This window comes from Viridibacillus soli (assembly GCF_016612995.1).
In the GTDB taxonomy this organism is placed as follows: Bacteria; Bacillota; Bacilli; order Bacillales_A; family Planococcaceae; genus Viridibacillus; species Viridibacillus soli.
In genome coordinates this window covers 331,022-348,016 of record NZ_JAEOAH010000003.1, presented here as the reverse complement: position 1 = coordinate 348,016, position 16,995 = coordinate 331,022, and the positions used below count along the sequence as shown (strand labels likewise).

The 16,995-nt window shown below is 33.3% G+C and carries 10 protein-coding genes; all 10 read left to right on the top strand.

Annotated features, from left to right (window positions below):
* Positions 1-324 precede the first annotated feature (324 nt).
* The 10 genes from asnB to JFL43_RS03520 all read left to right on the top strand — a co-directional run bounded on the left by asnB (position 325) and on the right by JFL43_RS03520 (position 16,966).
* Positions 325-2,190 carry an asparagine synthase (glutamine-hydrolyzing) gene (asnB, locus tag JFL43_RS03565; RefSeq protein ID WP_200747953.1) on the top strand — a complete coding sequence of 622 codons (1,866 nt, stop codon included), beginning with the start codon at positions 325-327 and terminating at the stop codon, positions 2,188-2,190.
* Between the two features lie 48 nt (positions 2,191-2,238).
* Positions 2,239-7,173 (top strand): non-ribosomal peptide synthetase, encoded by a 4,935-nt coding sequence (locus tag JFL43_RS03560; protein ID WP_200747952.1) that lies wholly within the window; start codon positions 2,239-2,241, stop codon positions 7,171-7,173.
* Positions 7,173-8,537, top strand: a complete 1,365-nt coding sequence (locus tag JFL43_RS03555; protein WP_200747951.1) for a condensation domain-containing protein — start codon at positions 7,173-7,175, stop codon at positions 8,535-8,537. The genes JFL43_RS03560 and JFL43_RS03555 overlap by 1 nt, the downstream gene beginning before the upstream one ends.
* Positions 8,538-9,058: 521 nt before the next feature.
* On the top strand, positions 9,059-10,342 hold the full coding sequence (locus JFL43_RS03550; RefSeq protein ID WP_200747950.1) for an MFS transporter: 1,284 nt from the start codon (positions 9,059-9,061) through the stop codon (positions 10,340-10,342).
* A 210-nt stretch (positions 10,343-10,552) separates the two neighbouring features.
* Complete coding sequence (locus tag JFL43_RS03545; protein WP_200747949.1) at positions 10,553-10,933, top strand: GntR family transcriptional regulator; 381 nt, start codon at positions 10,553-10,555, stop codon at positions 10,931-10,933.
* Between the two features lie 2 nt (positions 10,934-10,935).
* Positions 10,936-11,814, top strand: a complete 879-nt coding sequence (locus JFL43_RS03540) for an ATP-binding cassette domain-containing protein (RefSeq protein WP_200747948.1) — start codon at positions 10,936-10,938, stop codon at positions 11,812-11,814.
* Positions 11,807-12,493 carry a hypothetical protein gene (locus JFL43_RS03535; protein WP_200747947.1) on the top strand — a complete coding sequence of 229 codons (687 nt, stop codon included), beginning with the start codon at positions 11,807-11,809 and terminating at the stop codon, positions 12,491-12,493. Before JFL43_RS03540 ends, JFL43_RS03535 begins: the two co-directional genes overlap by 8 nt.
* A 27-nt stretch (positions 12,494-12,520) precedes the next feature.
* On the top strand, positions 12,521-15,016 hold the full coding sequence (locus JFL43_RS03530; RefSeq protein WP_200747946.1) for an ABC transporter permease: 2,496 nt from the start codon (positions 12,521-12,523) through the stop codon (positions 15,014-15,016).
* 142 nt (positions 15,017-15,158) lie between these two features.
* Entirely contained in the window at positions 15,159-15,830 is a 672-nt protein-coding gene (locus JFL43_RS03525) for an ABC transporter ATP-binding protein (RefSeq protein WP_200747945.1), read from the top strand.
* A gap of 203 nt (positions 15,831-16,033) precedes the next feature.
* Positions 16,034-16,966: an aldo/keto reductase gene (locus JFL43_RS03520; RefSeq protein ID WP_200747944.1), complete on the top strand. Its 933-nt coding sequence runs from the start codon at positions 16,034-16,036 to the stop codon at positions 16,964-16,966.
* Positions 16,967-16,995: the final 29 nt, after the last annotated feature.

The following is a 16,995-nucleotide window of genomic DNA, read 5'->3' as shown; positions in this document are numbered from 1 at the left end:
AGAATTTTGAAGCTAAAGGTTTTTGCGTCGTGATGCCTGGCGTTCACGTGCAATATGACTTTATCCATGACTCCATTTATAACCCTTAGTACGGAATAATTAAAGCGCAGTCAAATCTTGTTACTGAGCAGTCAAAAATAAACTTATTAAAAGGTGTAGAGAGGGTCCTCTTACTTTAGAGGAAAGCGAAGTAGTGGATATTATCTTAGTAGATTCGACTTCAGTACTTGCCAAACCTTTAATTAAGGTAGCTGCTTCAGACAAGCTAAAATATAATCATAGAGTTGTACTATCAAAATTGATGTAATAGTTAGAGGTGTTCATATGTGCGGAATAGTTGGAATGTTAGATATGAATAATAAAGGTAGAATCAATAAAAATACTATCTATAATATGGCACAAAAGATAAGACATAGAGGAACAGATGAATTTGACTGTTTTGTGACAAAAAATATAGGTTTTGGTTTTACTAGATTGAGTGTTATAGATTTAGAAGGTGGTACGCAGCCAATTTTTAATGAAGACCGCTCGATAGCATTAATTTGTAATGGAGAGATTTACAACTATAAAGAACTTTGCAAAGACTTAAGATTAAGAGGACATAAATTAAAGACAAATTGTGATGTTGAGTGTATCGTACATCTCTATGAAGAATATGGCGTTGACTTTATCAACAAACTGAACGGACAGTTTGCCTTTGCAATTTACGATTTTAAAAAGGAAACACTAATTTGTGCAAGAGATTATGTTGGTATTGCTCCTTTTTTTTATACGGTTGTTGATAATATGTTCATATTTGCATCAGAAATAAAAGCTATATTAGAGTATCCAGCTGTAAAAAGGGAAATAGATTTAGTAGGTCTTGATCAAGTAATGACTTTTCCAGGTTTGATTAGCCCGCGAACGATGTTTAAGGATATTAATAGCTTAAAAGCCGGTCATTACATGATTATAAACAATTCGGGCAACATTAAAGTCAATGAGTATTGGGACTTAGTCTATCCTAAAATTGGTGAGATAGAGTATGTCAAGGACGAATCATATTATATCGAACAATTGGATGACTTACTAACTAGATCCGTCAAATATAGGCTTCAGGCTGATGTCCCGGTTAGCTTTTATTTAAGTGGTGGATTAGATTCCTCCATTATTGCAGCAAAGATTAACCAAATAGATTCAAAGCGGCGGCACTCTTTTTCTATCGATTTTACTGATAAAGAAATATCTGAATCTAAATATCAGAGACTAATGGCACAACATGTAAATTCTATGCATCATGAGCATTTATTTAAATTTTCTGATATAGAGAAAGAGCTGCGCAAAGTTGTTTACCATTCTGAATGTGCGCTAAAAGAAACTTATAATACTGCTTCAATAAAATTATCGAATCTTGTGAGAGAATTTGGTCTAAAAGTCGTGTTAACTGGTGAAGGGGCAGACGAACTATTCGGAGGTTATATTGGATACAGATTCGATAAACTCAAACAAATGCAGGGGAGGCAAGTGACTTCCAATGACTCAATTGAAGATCGTTTTAGGGGGGATATTTGGGGAGATAAGACGTTTTTATACGAAAAAGATTATTTTGCATTTCAACAAATAAAAAAAGGTCTTTATTCAGATGAAATCAACAATATGTATGAAGATATTAATTGCCTTAATCATTTTATAGTTAATAAAGAGCGACTAGCGAACATTGATATATTACATAAAAGGTCGTACGTAGACTTTAAACTTAGGATGTGTGATCATCTACTCTCTGATCATGGAGATAGGATGTCATTCGCTAATTCAGTCGAGGCAAGATACCCATTCTTAGATAAAGATTTTATCGAATTCGCAATTAAAATTCCCCCAGGCTTAAAGCTTAAGGAATTTGAAGAAAAGTATATTTTAAAAAAGATTTCAGAAGGACTAATACCAACAGAAATTTCAAACCGGCCGAAATTTGCATTTACTGCTCCGGGGAGTCCACAACTACTAAATCAAAATATTGAATGGATAAATGATTTGCTTTCTTATGATCGTATTAAAAAGCAAGGATTGTTTCAGCCTGAAAAGATTGAACAATTAAAAAGTAGTTATTCTAAGCCTGACTTTAGGTTAAACGTTCCCTATGATAACGATTTTCTAATTTTAGTAATAACTGTAGGTATTTTGATGGAAGAATACAATATGAAAGGATTGTAACTAGTAATATCATAATATTAAATGATTTGAAAGGCAGGGTGATCAAAAGTGAAAAATATAGAAAAAACGTTGCAAACTAGAATTTTTAAATGCTTGCAACAATATAGAGAAAAAACTGCGTTGGAATGTGGTGAAGAGCAAATATCATATGAAGAACTAGATAGAAATTCAAATTGTATAGCGAATATGATGATGTCTTCGAATGATGTCGAAAAATTATCAAATATATGTATTTTGCTTGATAGAAGGACTACTCTTATTACAGCAATGATTGGCATCTTTAAAGCAGGCAGTGTGTTCGTTCCTCTTGACCCTGCCTATCCAGACAAGAAAATTAAAAAAATGGTTGAAACTGTTGAGCCAACCATGATCATTACGGATCCCGATAATGTTCACAGACTTAAGAACTATAATTTATGTGAGAATACACAAGTAGTCGTTATTTCTGATCAATTTTATAAAGATAATGAATCAATGAGCTTGTATAAGCCTAACGTATTTTATTCGGTTGATGATCCAATTTATATTTATTTTACATCTGGTTCAACGGGAGTTCCAAAAGCGATTGTCGGGAAAAATAATAGCTTATTACATTTCATAGAATGGGAACTTGAAACATTTGGAGTTGATGAAACATTCCATGTAAGTCAATTTACGACTCCTTCTCATGACCCATTGCTTAGGGATGTATTTGTTGCCCTATTTTCTGGGGGGAAAGTGTGTATACCGAAAACAAAAGAAATCATTTTAGATTCAGAGCAGATAATTAATTGGATTGATCAGTATGGTATTAACTTAATTCATTGTACTCCTAGTCTTTTTCGGATTATTAACTCAACAAATTTGAACGAAAAACACTTTTCACATTTGAAATATATACTACTGGCGGGGGAACGGGTCATCCCATGGGAACTGAAAAATTGGTTTGATTGTTTTAATGATAAAATTCAATTAGTAAATTTATATGGTTCGACCGAAACTACTATGATTAAGACATTTTATTTGATTAAACCAGAAGATGTTAACAGAAGAACTATTCCAGTAGGAGTACCAATGAAAAGGGCAAAGGTGATAATTTTAGATAACAATATGCAGGTTTGCCCTTCGGGGGCTTTAGGAGAAATTATTATCCGTACACCTTATAGGAGCCTTGGTTATTATAACAATCCAGAACTAAATAACAGTAAGTTTATCCAAAATCCTTTTAACGATAATCCAAACGATTTTATTTATAAGACTGGTGATTTGGGGAGGATTTTACCTGATGGGAATTTGGAGTTTTGTGGAAGAATTGACAGGCAGGTAAAAATTAGGGGGATTCGTGTTGAACTAGAGGAGATTGAAAATGAGATTTTGAAATATCCCCCAATTAAGGAATGCGTAGTTCATACGATTTCAGGCTCTGTTGATGAAATTTTAGCAGCTTACTATATATCAAATCAAGAAATAGATGAAATTGAATTGAGAAATTTCTTAGAAGATTCAATTCATAATTACATGATGCCAGCTCATTTTATAAAGCTCGAAACAATGCCGTTGACACCTAACGGGAAGCTAAACTATGACGAATTACCTCATCCAGATACTATAACTAATCAAATATGTACTGCTCCACGAAATGACATAGAGAAGAAACTCGCTGAAATTTGGTGTGAAATTTTAGGTGTTTCAGAAGTAGGAATTAAACAAAGTTTTCTTCATATTGGCGGCCACTCTTTGAATATCATGTCTCTTATATCAAAAATAAATAAACAATTTGACGTAGAACTACCACTTTCTGAAGTTTTTAAAGATGCTACGATTGAGGGCATTGCTGATTATATTCGTAAGTCTAATAAAACTGAATATGTGCCGATTACACCTGTTACTAGAAGAAGATATTATCCTGTTTCCTCTTCACAAAAAAGAATGCTTGCTCTTTCGCAGTTTGCGCCTCAATCAACAGCTTATAATATGCCTTGTGCAATGTGGATTGAAGGGAATTTAGATAGAGACCGTTTTGAAAATGCTTTTTCGGTAATTTTTGCAAGACATGAAGTACTTAGAACTTCCTTCGAATTAGTTGACAGCGAGTATGTACAGCAAGTGCATGAAAAAGGAACCTTTAAAATGGACTATTTTGATGCTTCGTTAGAACAAGCTGAGGGCATAATTTCATCATTTATTCAGCCGTTTGATCTTGAGAAAGTTCCACTATTTAGGGTTGCTTTAATTCGAGTTTCCGAACTTAAACATCTCTTCATTTTTGATATGCATCATGTTGTAGCTGATGCGGAATCTATGAGTATTATTATTCGTGAATTGGTTCAATTATACGAAGGGAAATCTTTGGAGGACTTAACTATACAATATAAAGATTATTGCGTTTGGCAAAGCAAGTTTAAGGAAACAAACGAGTATAAAAGCCAAGAGAGCTACTGGTTGGATTTGACAAAGGGAGAAATACCAACTTTGCAACTGCCGCTAGATTTTGTAAGACCTGAAATAAAAAGCTTTGAGGGTGACATTGTTAAATATAACTTGGCTTCGGATTTAACAACAGATATTAGGAAACTAGCATTAAATTGCAACTCTACTGTCCATATGGTGCTAATGACCGCATACTATGTACTACTTCATAAGTATACTGGGCAAGAAGACATTATAGTCGGGACTGTATCAGGTACAAGGCGTCATGAAGAAATGAAGGATAACATTGGGCTTTTTATTAATACATTACCAATGAGAAATTACCCTTATAAGGAAAAGTCCTTTGATCAATTACTAAATGAAGTAAAATCAAATGCTATAAACGCATATGAAAATCAAGACTATCCATTTGAAGAGTTAATTGAGAAGCTTGAAATTGAAAGGGATACAAGTCGCAATCCTCTTTTTGATGTAGCTTTTGATTTACAAAATGAAGATAACCATCAAATAGAAATATTAAATTTAAAATTTAAGCCTCATTCTTATGAGGAGAAGGTATCAAAATTTGATTTATGTATACACAGCTTAGAAATTAATGGGGAATTACAGTTTGATATTGAATACTGTACAAAACTTTTTAAAAGAGAAACGATAGAAAGACTCTTGCAGCATTATTTAAATATTATTAAAGAAGTTTTGAATACCCCTACAAAAAAAATAGCAGAAATACAAATGTTGTCACAAGACGAGAACAAACAGCTACTAATTGATTTCAATCCTGTAACGAATTTGGCAAAAAATATAACAATCCATGAACAGTTTGAGCAAATTGCTGAGGAAAGTCCTAAAGCTGTTGCCATTGAATACAGAGATGGAGAGTCACTAGTTCAAATACATTATGATGAATTGAATTGTAGGGCCAATCGCTTGGCTTGTTTTTTAAAGGAAAAGGGGATTGGGCCTGGAAAAGTAGTTGGTATAATGACAAAAAAATCAACTGAAATGATCATTTCGATTTTGGGGATATTGAAAGCCGGCGGAGCATACTTACCGATTGACCCAATGTATTACCCAGAAAATCGTATACTGTCAATTATTAATGACAGTCAAATAAGTTTACTTTTGGCAGAAGACACGTTCGAGCATAGCCTTTTCACCAAAGCAAACTATCAATATCAATTTGAAATACTATTCTATGATGAAATTGTCAATAAATCACAAAATAATTCCTCACATAATTTGAAAAATATGAATCAATCAGATGATTTAGCGTATGTGATTTATACATCAGGTACAACAGGACAACCTAAAGGTGTACTAATAAAACATAGTGGGGTTGTTAATTTATCGTCTTCTGTAAGCAAATCCCTTGGAATTAGTATAAATAGCAAAGTACTTCAGTTTGCTTCGTGCAGCTTTGATGCATCTGTATGGGAAATATTCACAACGTTACTAAATGGGGCGACATTGTATTTACCTCAAAGAAATCATGAGTTTACTAACAATTTATCAGACATTTTAAGAGAAAATGCTATAAATGTCGTGACATTACCACCATCCGTTCTTAAAAGTATCCGAAGTGCCAATTTGCCAAATTTAAGTGTTATTGTTTCTGCAGGGGAAAGCTGTACTAAAGATATCATCAATAAATGGTCAATAGGAAGACGATTCTTTAATGCATATGGTCCATCAGAAACAACTGTTTGTGCAACTTTAACAGATTGTCTGACGCCGAAAAGTACAATCACAATTGGTAAACCTATTAATAATACCAATATTTATATTGTAAATTCAGCTATGCAACCAGTACCAGTTGGTATACAAGGTGAATTATGTATAGGTGGAGTTGGAATTGCCGCTGGTTATTTAAATAAACAAGATTTAACATTAGAGAAGTTTATACCGAATCCCTTTATCCCGGGGGAGAAAATGTATCGAACTGGTGACTTAGCCAGATGGATGCCTGATGGAAGTATTGAATTTATTGGAAGAGCGGATCAACAAATTAAATTAAGAGGGTTTCGTATAGAAACTGAAGAAATCGAATATCAGTTAACTAGACATGAGGCGGTGAAAGAGGCAGTTGTAATTGATATTGAAAATGAAAACGGAGAAAAGAGCTTATCTGCTTTTGTAGTATCAAACGGTAAGTTTGATGAACTAAATCTAAAGACACATTTAATGACAGAGCTCGCTAATTATATGATACCGTCCTTTTTCATTCAAATAGATAAAATTCCATTAACAAAGAATGGGAAGATTGATAGGAAAGTGCTAAAGGAACTTGCTCCTAATATGAATATGAAAACAAATAATGAGCTGCCACGGAATGAGATCGAACAAGAATTGATTGAAATTTGGAAAGACGTCTTGAATCTCAATATTATTGGTATAAGTGACAACTTCTTTAACATAGGAGGTCATTCTTTAAATGCTATTGAGATGGTATCAAAGGCGAAAAAATTAGGGCTTACATTAAGAGTAAATGATTTGTTCCAATATCCGACAATTAAAAAATTGGTGGATCATCAGCTCATTCAAAAAGCTGCTTTAGTTAAAGGAGAATCACGGTGATGAGGGGGGACGTAAAATCCTTCTCATCAAATCCGATTTGCTTTGATGGTAAGGAAGCAACTCTAGAAGAAAAAATCAGAATTGCAATGGAATTTCAAACAGGGATTTCAAAGCAATTAACTGCAGGAAGAATTGAAAATGAGCACCCCCTTGCACCAATTCAATGTGTTTATTTAGAAAATATGGATTATTCAGGTGTATTCATACCTTTTCAGAGAGAGTTGAATAAGGATCATTTGGACAAATCAATTTTGCAATTAATCAACCGTCAAGAATTACTGCGAAGTGTATTGTACTCAGAAAATGGACAAGTAAAATGGAGAGTCCATGAAACGCTTCAAGAAATCAATATTCCTATTATAGATATTTCATTACTTTCCCCCGATATGCGGGGGAGAGTCCTCGATAAGATTATTAAAAATATTTATTTTAGGGAGTATAACAAGTTTAACTCAATATTTTACAGAATTATGCTGATAAAAAAGAGTATAAATGATTATTTATTAATCATGCCCTTTGCACATATTATTTTTGATTTTATTAGTAGTGAGGTTCTTAAAAGTGACTTGATGAATCTTTACCATTCTTTTAATCAAGGGCAGAGTGTTGTGCCAAAAATACAGAAAAATTATTGGAATTACGTACAGCAAATATTACAGGGGCCTCAACAATTGAGTGATCAGGAATTATGTGATGTTTATGAGTTAGTAGAACTCAATAAACTTACTAAAGCTACATCTCTAGCTATTAATCAGCAACCTGAGAGCGGAAAAAAAGTAAGTATAATAGAATTTGATATGAATTATTTAGTAAAAGATACAAATCCAGATACATTATTGAGTGATATTTTTTACTACAGTGCAGATGTGTGTAGGACTCTATTAAATCGTGAAATTTCAAAATTACCAATAAGTTTTATCAACCTAGGGAGAGTTTACCAAAACCAATTTTATTTTGATTTAGTAGGGGCATTTATTGATTTTATTCCTACGATCATTGACCTTGATAATCGTACAGTTCCAATTGCCAAATCAATAAAAAAGAAAATTCAGATTGCACAGAAGCACAATATTAACTTTAGCGGATTGCTTTATAATCACAAAGTGAAAGAAAAGTATGTCATGTCAAGTGAATACATTAAAACTTGCTTAACTGAAAATCAAATAATTTTGAATGTCTTGGGAATGAATGATGAAGTGGATGAACCTCTAGAACAATTGATTGTAAAAAATAACTATATTAAACCAGATAACAAGATTATTATTGAAGCTCGATACAGCAAAAATAAAATTTACTTCAAGCTATTTTTACCTTTTGAAGTCGATAAAACACCCTTAAAAGTATGGTTAGACGAGAAGGAATAAGTCAAGCACCAATTTAATGCTTTGGAAATTCTAAACCTGTCAACTTAAAAAAGCAATACTTGAGGAGCTCAGTAAATATCAATTTAAATTATTGGGATTTTTAGAAGGAATTAGGGTGATCCATCTCCTTACTTATTCATTTTCCTTTCAGAGAAGGACTTTTTGGGATACGCCCAGTCATTTGTTGTTCAATACCTCCTTTCGCATATTAGAACTCACTTTGACTCATGAGCTGCTTGGAACCTGCAATTTAAAGGGAATAGCCTATGGATCAGGAGTTCAAATAAGAGGTGAGGAAATAGACTTTATTAGTAGTCAAAGCTACAGGAAAGTTAAGTAATTCTAAAGGCCATTATCTAGGGACTTCACGAAACATTCATCCCTAAGATGTAAATTTATCAGGTAATAGGGGCTACCCTCACAATTCGGAGCAACTTTCAATAAAGTTAATAAAAGTATTAAATGAACGGGAAATTACCTTAAAAGAGGGTTATTAACTTACTATACGAGGAGAGGTGACCATGAAAGAAGGTATGATCTTAAATAAAAGGCCACATAAACGAAAGAATAATCAATTTAAATTAAACTTTACGATTTTTTCTATGTCGCGGTTAATTTCGGAACTGGGCACTTCTGTGTTTAAATTTGCATTAAGTCTTTATATTCTGGACTTAACAGGCTCTGCTGCCTTATTTTCAGTAGTTTTAGGTTTTACTATTCTTCCAGGAGTGTTTATTAATATTTTTGCAGGTATTTTTATTGATAGGCACGACAAAAAGAAGATCATTATCATATGCGATATCTTAAGCGCTATTACCATGTTAACCTTTTTCTTGGTGTTTATAAATTTTGCTCCTAACATTGCCATGTTTATTGCATTGGCAATTATTTTAAGTGTCATTCAAGCATTTTTCTCAATTGCACTTCAATCATCTATTCCTGACTTAGTCGAGAGAGAAAATGTTACCCAACTTAATTCTAGCTATCAGGCATTAGGGGCAATAATCAATGTTATAGGTCCTATTTTAGGTGCGATTGCCTACAATTACTTAGGACTTAAATATGTACTGGTTATCGAGGCAATTTCTTTCCTTTTTGCTGGAGTAATTCAAGTGTACCTTAAGTACAGAGTAAGTGAAGGAGAAAAAGAGCTAAAAAGCTATAAGGAAAGTTTAAAGGATGTATTTAAATATTTAAAAATGCAAAAGTCTATTGTTCAATTAATTAGTCTTGTTGTTGTAATCAACTTCTTATTGGTACCGCTACTTTCTATTGCTTTGCCGTATATAGCATATAAGGGGATTAATGTTTCCGGAGGGCAACTTTCTCTTATGCAAGCCATGTGGTTTTTAGGGATTATTGTTGGAGCTGTCATTGTTTCAATGGAAAAAGTAAATAAAATTGTTATTGATAAATTGTTTATTTTACTGCAAATACAGGCTGTGTTCATGATTTTGTGGATTTTCCCAAAATTCCTATTGTCCAGTAATATTTCGTTATTTATCATAACAGGAGTTTATTGTTTTATTTTAACAGTTGGAGGGGTCTTTAATGCAATGACTAATGTACCAATGTTAAGTTATTTACAAGTAAAGATTCCTGAAAAAGTAAGAGCAAGTGTATTCGGAGTTGTGAACACTGCGATTCAAATTGCAATACCTTTCGGGTTTTGGATCTATGGGCTTGCTTTAGAACATATCGACTGGATGTATGTAATCGTTGTTCCAGGTGTTTGCCTTATTATTATAGGTGCTTTCGCACATAGTAATAAACCACTAAGACAGTTTTTTAGTAATCCGAACTAACGCAAGTATATAATGAGCCATTCCCGTATCTCAACTTTTTTAGTGGTGCGGGATTTTTTTTTGAAAAGTTATATTTAAAGGGAAGTAAAAGTTTTTTATGAAAAATATTCCCTATTTTAACTTGACTTGGAATTTTATTCATTATATAGTTAATTACATAACTAACTAACCGATGAGGAGGTTATAAATGAGTAGGGATGTTTAGGGGAGATGATAGTATTGAAGGCTAGCTTTGATGATATTCAGCCAATATTTCAACAGATTGCTGATATGACTGAAGATCATATATTAAACGATACATATGGTGAAGATGAACAGGTCATGTCGACAACACAGATAGCTAAAACTTTTCAGATTAATCCAGCAACTGCTGTAAAAGGAATTAACTTGCTTGTCAATGAGGGCATTCTTTACAAGAAGAGAGGCCTAGGGATGTTTGTTGCTCCTGGTGCTAAAGAGAAGATATTAACCAAAAGAAGAAAGATGTTTTATCAAGAATATGTAGTGAAATTGCTGGAAGAGGCTAAAAAAATACAATTGTCCGCTGAAGATATTATTAATATGATTAAACACGAAAGTGAGGGTTATTGAATTTGGGAACAATTTTGAAGTGTACAAACTTAGCGAAAAGTTATGGAACAACTGAAGCTGTGAAGAATATTGATATGACTTTGGAGGAAAATACAATTTATGGTCTTATAGGACGAAACGGAGCAGGAAAAACTTCTCTGTTAAATATAATAACCGGCAGTATTTTTCAGGATTATGGTGAAGTAGAGATTGCTGGGAAAAAAATAAATCGAAGTGAGGACATTGAAGATCTTTGTTATGTAAAGGAGAAGATTTTATTATTTAATCACGTAAAGGTGATGGAATTGTTAGAGATTGCGTCTGCATTTCATAAGAATTGGGATTGGGACTTTGCCAAAGATTTGTTAAAAATGTTTGAGTTAAATCCTGAAAAAAAATTCAGACAACTATCTAGAGGAATGGAATCTCATGTAGGGATTATTATCGGTCTGGCAAGCAGAGCTCCTCTAACAATTTTTGATGAACCTGTACTCGGCCTAGACGTAATCATGAGGGAAAAGTTTTATTCAATTATGTTGGAGGATTATTCTAATTACCCTCGAACGATCCTTATGTCAACTCATTTAGTTAATGAAATAACTAAAATTGTTGAAAAAATTTACATTATTGATTCAGGAAAGATTTTACTACATGAAGATATGGATTCCTTTAGAAATAAATCCTATTATGTAACTGGTAATAGAAAAGGGGTTGAAAATTTTATAGAAGGAAAGAATGTTATTCAGTGTGAAACGCAAGGTAATATCATGATTGCCGCTTTGTTCGACACGATTAATGATAAAGAAATGCATAATGCAAGAAGGTTGGACTTATCCATTGACGGCATGCCATTGCAAAAGTTCTTCACTTATTTTGTAGATGGGAGGAATCACATTGAGTAGGCTATTAAGTGTTGTTAAAGGAAGTTATGGAGTTTTAAGGGTTTATCTAATGATTCTTGTCGGATTGGTAGCGATAGCATTTTTTATTAATTTATTATTAGGCATTGGCAATATAAATCGTAATTCTGAAGTTTCATCTGGCAATATAGTAACCATTTTTTTATTAATTATCTCAGGAGTTTTACCATTATACTTTTTTAAACGGATAATCAATTTAGGGGCATCACGTAAAGAGTATTATTTTGGGACGATAATTGCTTATATTTTTTGGGTTGCAGCCTTTTCAGTATTCAATATAATCTGGTTTTTACTTGAACAAAATGTATTTATTGAATATAAAAGCTATTTTAATATTATCGAAATATTCGGCTGGGACAGATATGGTGTTATAGGTATGTTTATCTATCAGTTTTCTACTTATTTATTCATCGTAGCATTTTTCAACCTCGTCTTCTCTTGCTTCAGGGATAGATTGGCGTTAGGGATATACATCTTGCTTGCGGCAGCCATTTCGGTTAGTATGTCTATTTCTTCCTTAAGGGAGGCTGTCTTTAAAGGGGTTGCTATCCTTTTCTTTAATCCGACGATATTGCCTAGTACGATTTTAACTTTTGCATTGATCGGTTTGTTATTCATGGCAGGTTGGTTTTTTACAACGCGGAGAGAAATTTATAAATGATTATTTAATGTGGGAAGAGGGGGAAATATGGAGTTTATTGTTAAAAGCGTTTTTAAAAATATGTTTGAGAAGAAATTTCGCTTCTTTTTAATTGTCCTTTCCATCACAGTCTCTACATCACTGTTTTTTGCCTCAATGGCGATATCTGATACCCTTGGAAAAATTTACGAAGAAAAGCTAAAAAGTTCTGTAGGCAATGGGGATATCATCATTGCAAATGGTAATAAAGCGGCAACTCCTTTTTTTCATACTGATAAAGCTGAAGCGTATGAAGGTCGTACGAGTTATATCATTGGTGAACTTCAAGGAGAGGCAGTATATACGACACAAGATCAAAAGAGTGTATGGGTTAACTTACATGGAATAGACCCATCTGATATGAATAGAATCAATCCTTTTAAAATTGATCAAGGAAAAGAATCAGCAAGTCTTGATGATAATGAAATTATTTTAAGTTCGAATACAGCAGAAAAATATAATCTGAACATCGGTGATAAGTTTAAGCTAGAAGTAGGCGGAGTGAAACATAATTTTGTTTTATCAAATACATCCTACCCTATAGGCATCTTTGCTGATGAAGCACGGTATTTTTCTGCTATAATACCTAAAGAAAAGTTAGGTACTATTTATCATGCAAATGATGCTGTAAATGTTATTCATGTAAAGCTGAAAAACCCTGATGATAAAGAATTCATGCTTAATAAGTTGTCACAAGCTTACAGCGAATATTCTGTGCGTGAGCCAATACAACAAGATGACATTAACAACCAAATTAGTGTCATGTCAACGGCCTTTTTAGTTGTAATGTTTGTCGTATCGATTATGAGTATCTTTATTATCTATTCTAGTTTTAAAGTTGTAATATTAGAGAGGTTACCATTAATTGGTACTTTTAGAAGTATAGGAGCTACGAAGAATAAGGCTAATTTCATGCTTATAAGCGAAATCTTTTTATACGGTATAATCGGAGGTCTAATTGGTACCTTATTAGGTATTGGAATCTTATACGGGATGTCGGTCATTACAACACCTGAATATTTAAAGGATATAGATAATGACATTCAAATATCTTATTTAGATGTTATCGCATCTTTTGTATTTGCTTCACTGTTAAGTTTAGTTAGCTCAATCCCTTCAATTATTAAATTGTCAAAAATTCCGATTAAAGATATTGTCTTAAATACGATTGCTAGCAAACCTGTAAAGAGAACGATTCGATTTGTAGTCGGAATAATTTTGCTTATTCCGGTCTTTGTCTTGCCACAGTTTGTTACGGGGCAGCTGGCGGTGGTAGCAGTTGTTATTAGTATTTTATTAACAGGTATTGCTCTTACACTATTAATCCCTAGTGGTTCAGAATTTTTCGTCTTAATTTTCTATCCTATTTACAAATTGATCTTCGGTAATGTCGGGATGTTAGCAGTTAAAAATCTTAGACAAAATAAAAATATGTTAAATACGATTTCATTATTAGCCATTGGAGTTGCTAGTCTTATCTTTATTATCTCTGCAAGTAACAGTGTGTTACGTGCAACTACCAATTTATATACTGAAACGGCCTCTTTTGATATCGAGATGTCTGTTGCGAAAGCAGATAAAAAGTTTGTAAAACGCATGGAAGATATTGATGGCGTGGAGGATATATACGGAACGTTTAGGGCTATGAATATTGATGTGGTCGGAAAAGGTAGCATTGTAGCTATCGATAGTGTCGATAAAAACAAACTTAATGATTTTTGGGATTTTGAGTTCCGAACAGACGGTAAAAAGGTTTTAGAAAAGCTTGATTCTGGAAAAAATATTTTGCTCGCAACACAGACGAAAGAAAGATTAGGTGTAGCTGAGGGTGACGAAATTTCCCTTGAATTTCCAGAGGGTGAAAGAACATATAAAGTTTTAGGAGACTTTCCTACACTTCAGTTTACTGGAAACTATGCGCTAATATCCGAAAAGAATTTAAAAAAGGATATAGGAACCCCATATTATTCTAATATTTATGTAAAAACAAATAAAGATCCTAATCAAGTTGTTGAGACGCTTGAAACAAAGTTAAAAACGAGTCGCCCAGACATCATGACAACAAAACAACTTGAAGAAAATAATGTTAAAAGTAACGATCAAATTTTTACGATTATAAAAGGATTTGCTCTTTTCTCGATGCTTATCGGTATTATTGGAGTTTTCAATAATTTAATTGTCGGGATAATAGAAAGAAGAAAATCTATTGCAATGTTTCGTTCTATCGGTATGAGTAAGATGCAAATAGTCAAAATGATTTTTATTGAATCTTTAACATGTGGTTTAATTGGCGGAATAATCGGATCTATAGGAGGATATATCTTTGTTTGGATAATCCCATATATTTTCAAAGCTATTTACATTCCCCCTATTTCAGTAGAGTACCCTCTTAGTCAAGTCATCTTGTTTATACTGGCAACAGTTGTTATCACTATAAGTGCGTCGATTAGTCCGATTATTCAATCATTAAGGGTTAATATCATTACTGCTATCAAATATGAATAAAAATTTTGTTTCATAGTGGCTATTAAACGTTCTCAAGAAAATTACTGTCTGATGTCATGGACTCTTTACCATTCTAATCTTGACAGTCTTTCTTTTGGGCCTTTTGATAACAAATTAATCTAATAAAAAAGGGGCTATGATAATGAATTACGTCATTCAAGTTGAAGAAATGAATAAATCATATAAAATGGGATCAGAACAAGTAGTTGTATTAGCAGAAATTAACCTTAATATTGAAAGAGGAGAGTTTGTCTCTATAATGGGACCATCAGGTTCTGGAAAAAGCACCCTTTTATATTTGATGGGAGGGCTTGATAAACCAAGTTCTGGAAATATAAAAATAAAAGGAAAAGAAATTTCAGTAATGAAGGATAAAGAAGAGAGCTCAATTAGAAGGAAAGATATCGGCTTTGTATTTCAGTTTTACAATCTTATTCCTAATTTGAATGTTGAAGATAATATTATGCTGCCCATATTACTTGATGGAAAGAAGCAAAAAAACTATCGGAAAAAGCTCGATGAGGTTATCGAGATTGTCGGTCTTTCTGACAGAAGAAAGCATACTCCACGAGAACTTTCAGGAGGACAGCAACAGCGTGTTGCAATTGCCCGTGCATTGATTAACGATCCTGAAATAATTCTTGCGGATGAGCCTATAGGAAACTTAGATAGTAAAGCGGGTGATGATATTATGGAGCTATTCAGGAAAATCAATAAAGAAAAAGGCCATACAATCATTCAAGTAACCCACTCAAAAGAGGCTGCTACTTACGGAAACAGAACAGTATTTTTAAAAGATGGTAAGTTACAGTAGAAAAATTCAAAAAGCTTGAAATTTGACCACCCTAGAACGTAAAAAATCCCCATTTTAAATATATTCAATCAATCATGAATAGCAGCTTTTGCGATTAACGGCGAAAATTTAATCAGCTATCCAAAAAAATTATCAGTTATAGTCGCTTAATTGCTGAAGAACTCATTAACTTATCACGCAAAAAGTGAATGGAGGAATATTTGATGAACTATACAACAATCGAAAAACAGGGTATTTCAATTTCTACAATTGGCTTTGGTACGAACGCAGTAGGTGGACATAATTTATACGAAAACTTGAATGAAGAAGAGGGAAAAGAGTTAGTGAGAGTAGCGTTAAATAATGGGGTTACACTTATAGATACGGCCGATGCGTACGGGCCGGGTCGTTCAGAAGAATTAGTTGGTGAAGTGCTGCAAAGTTTCCCTCGTGATCAGTACATACTAGCTACAAAAGGCGCAAGAACGCTAAATGATCAAGGCGAATTAAGCATAAACAATTCGCCTGCTTATTTGCGTAGTGCCTGTGAAGCAAGTTTACGACGTTTAGGCTTAGACTATATTGATATTTATTATATTCATTTTCCTGAACTAGGCGCTTCACTTGAGTTCGCCGTTGCGGAATTAGTGAAATTGAAACAAGAAGGTAAAATCAGAGCAATTGGTATTTCCAACGTGACGCTTGAACAGTTAAAAGAAGCAAATAGCACTGGGGATATTGATGTGGTACAGCTTGAATACAATATGCTTAACCGTAATATCGAAACAGAAATTTTGCCATATTGTATTGATCATCAAATAGCTGTTGTTGCTTATGGGCCTCTTGCTTTTGGTATCCTTGGAGGAAAGTATACAAAAGAATTGAAATTAGACGCAGGAGACTGGCGAAATAGTGTAGACCTTTTTAAAGAAGGGAATCTCGAAGCCAACTTATCAAAAGTTGAAAAATTAAAAGAAATCGCTGCTAAGAAAGATACGACTGTTGGAAATTTAGCAATTGCTTGGCTATTAGCGCAAAAAGGTATAACAGCAGTCATACCTGGTGGGAAAAATACAAATCAAATATTAGAAAATTTTAAAGCAAGTGAAGTTACACTCACAGCAAAAGATTTAGCTGAGATTGAAGAGATTATTTAAGAGTACCAACTATTTCATTAAAGCCGCTA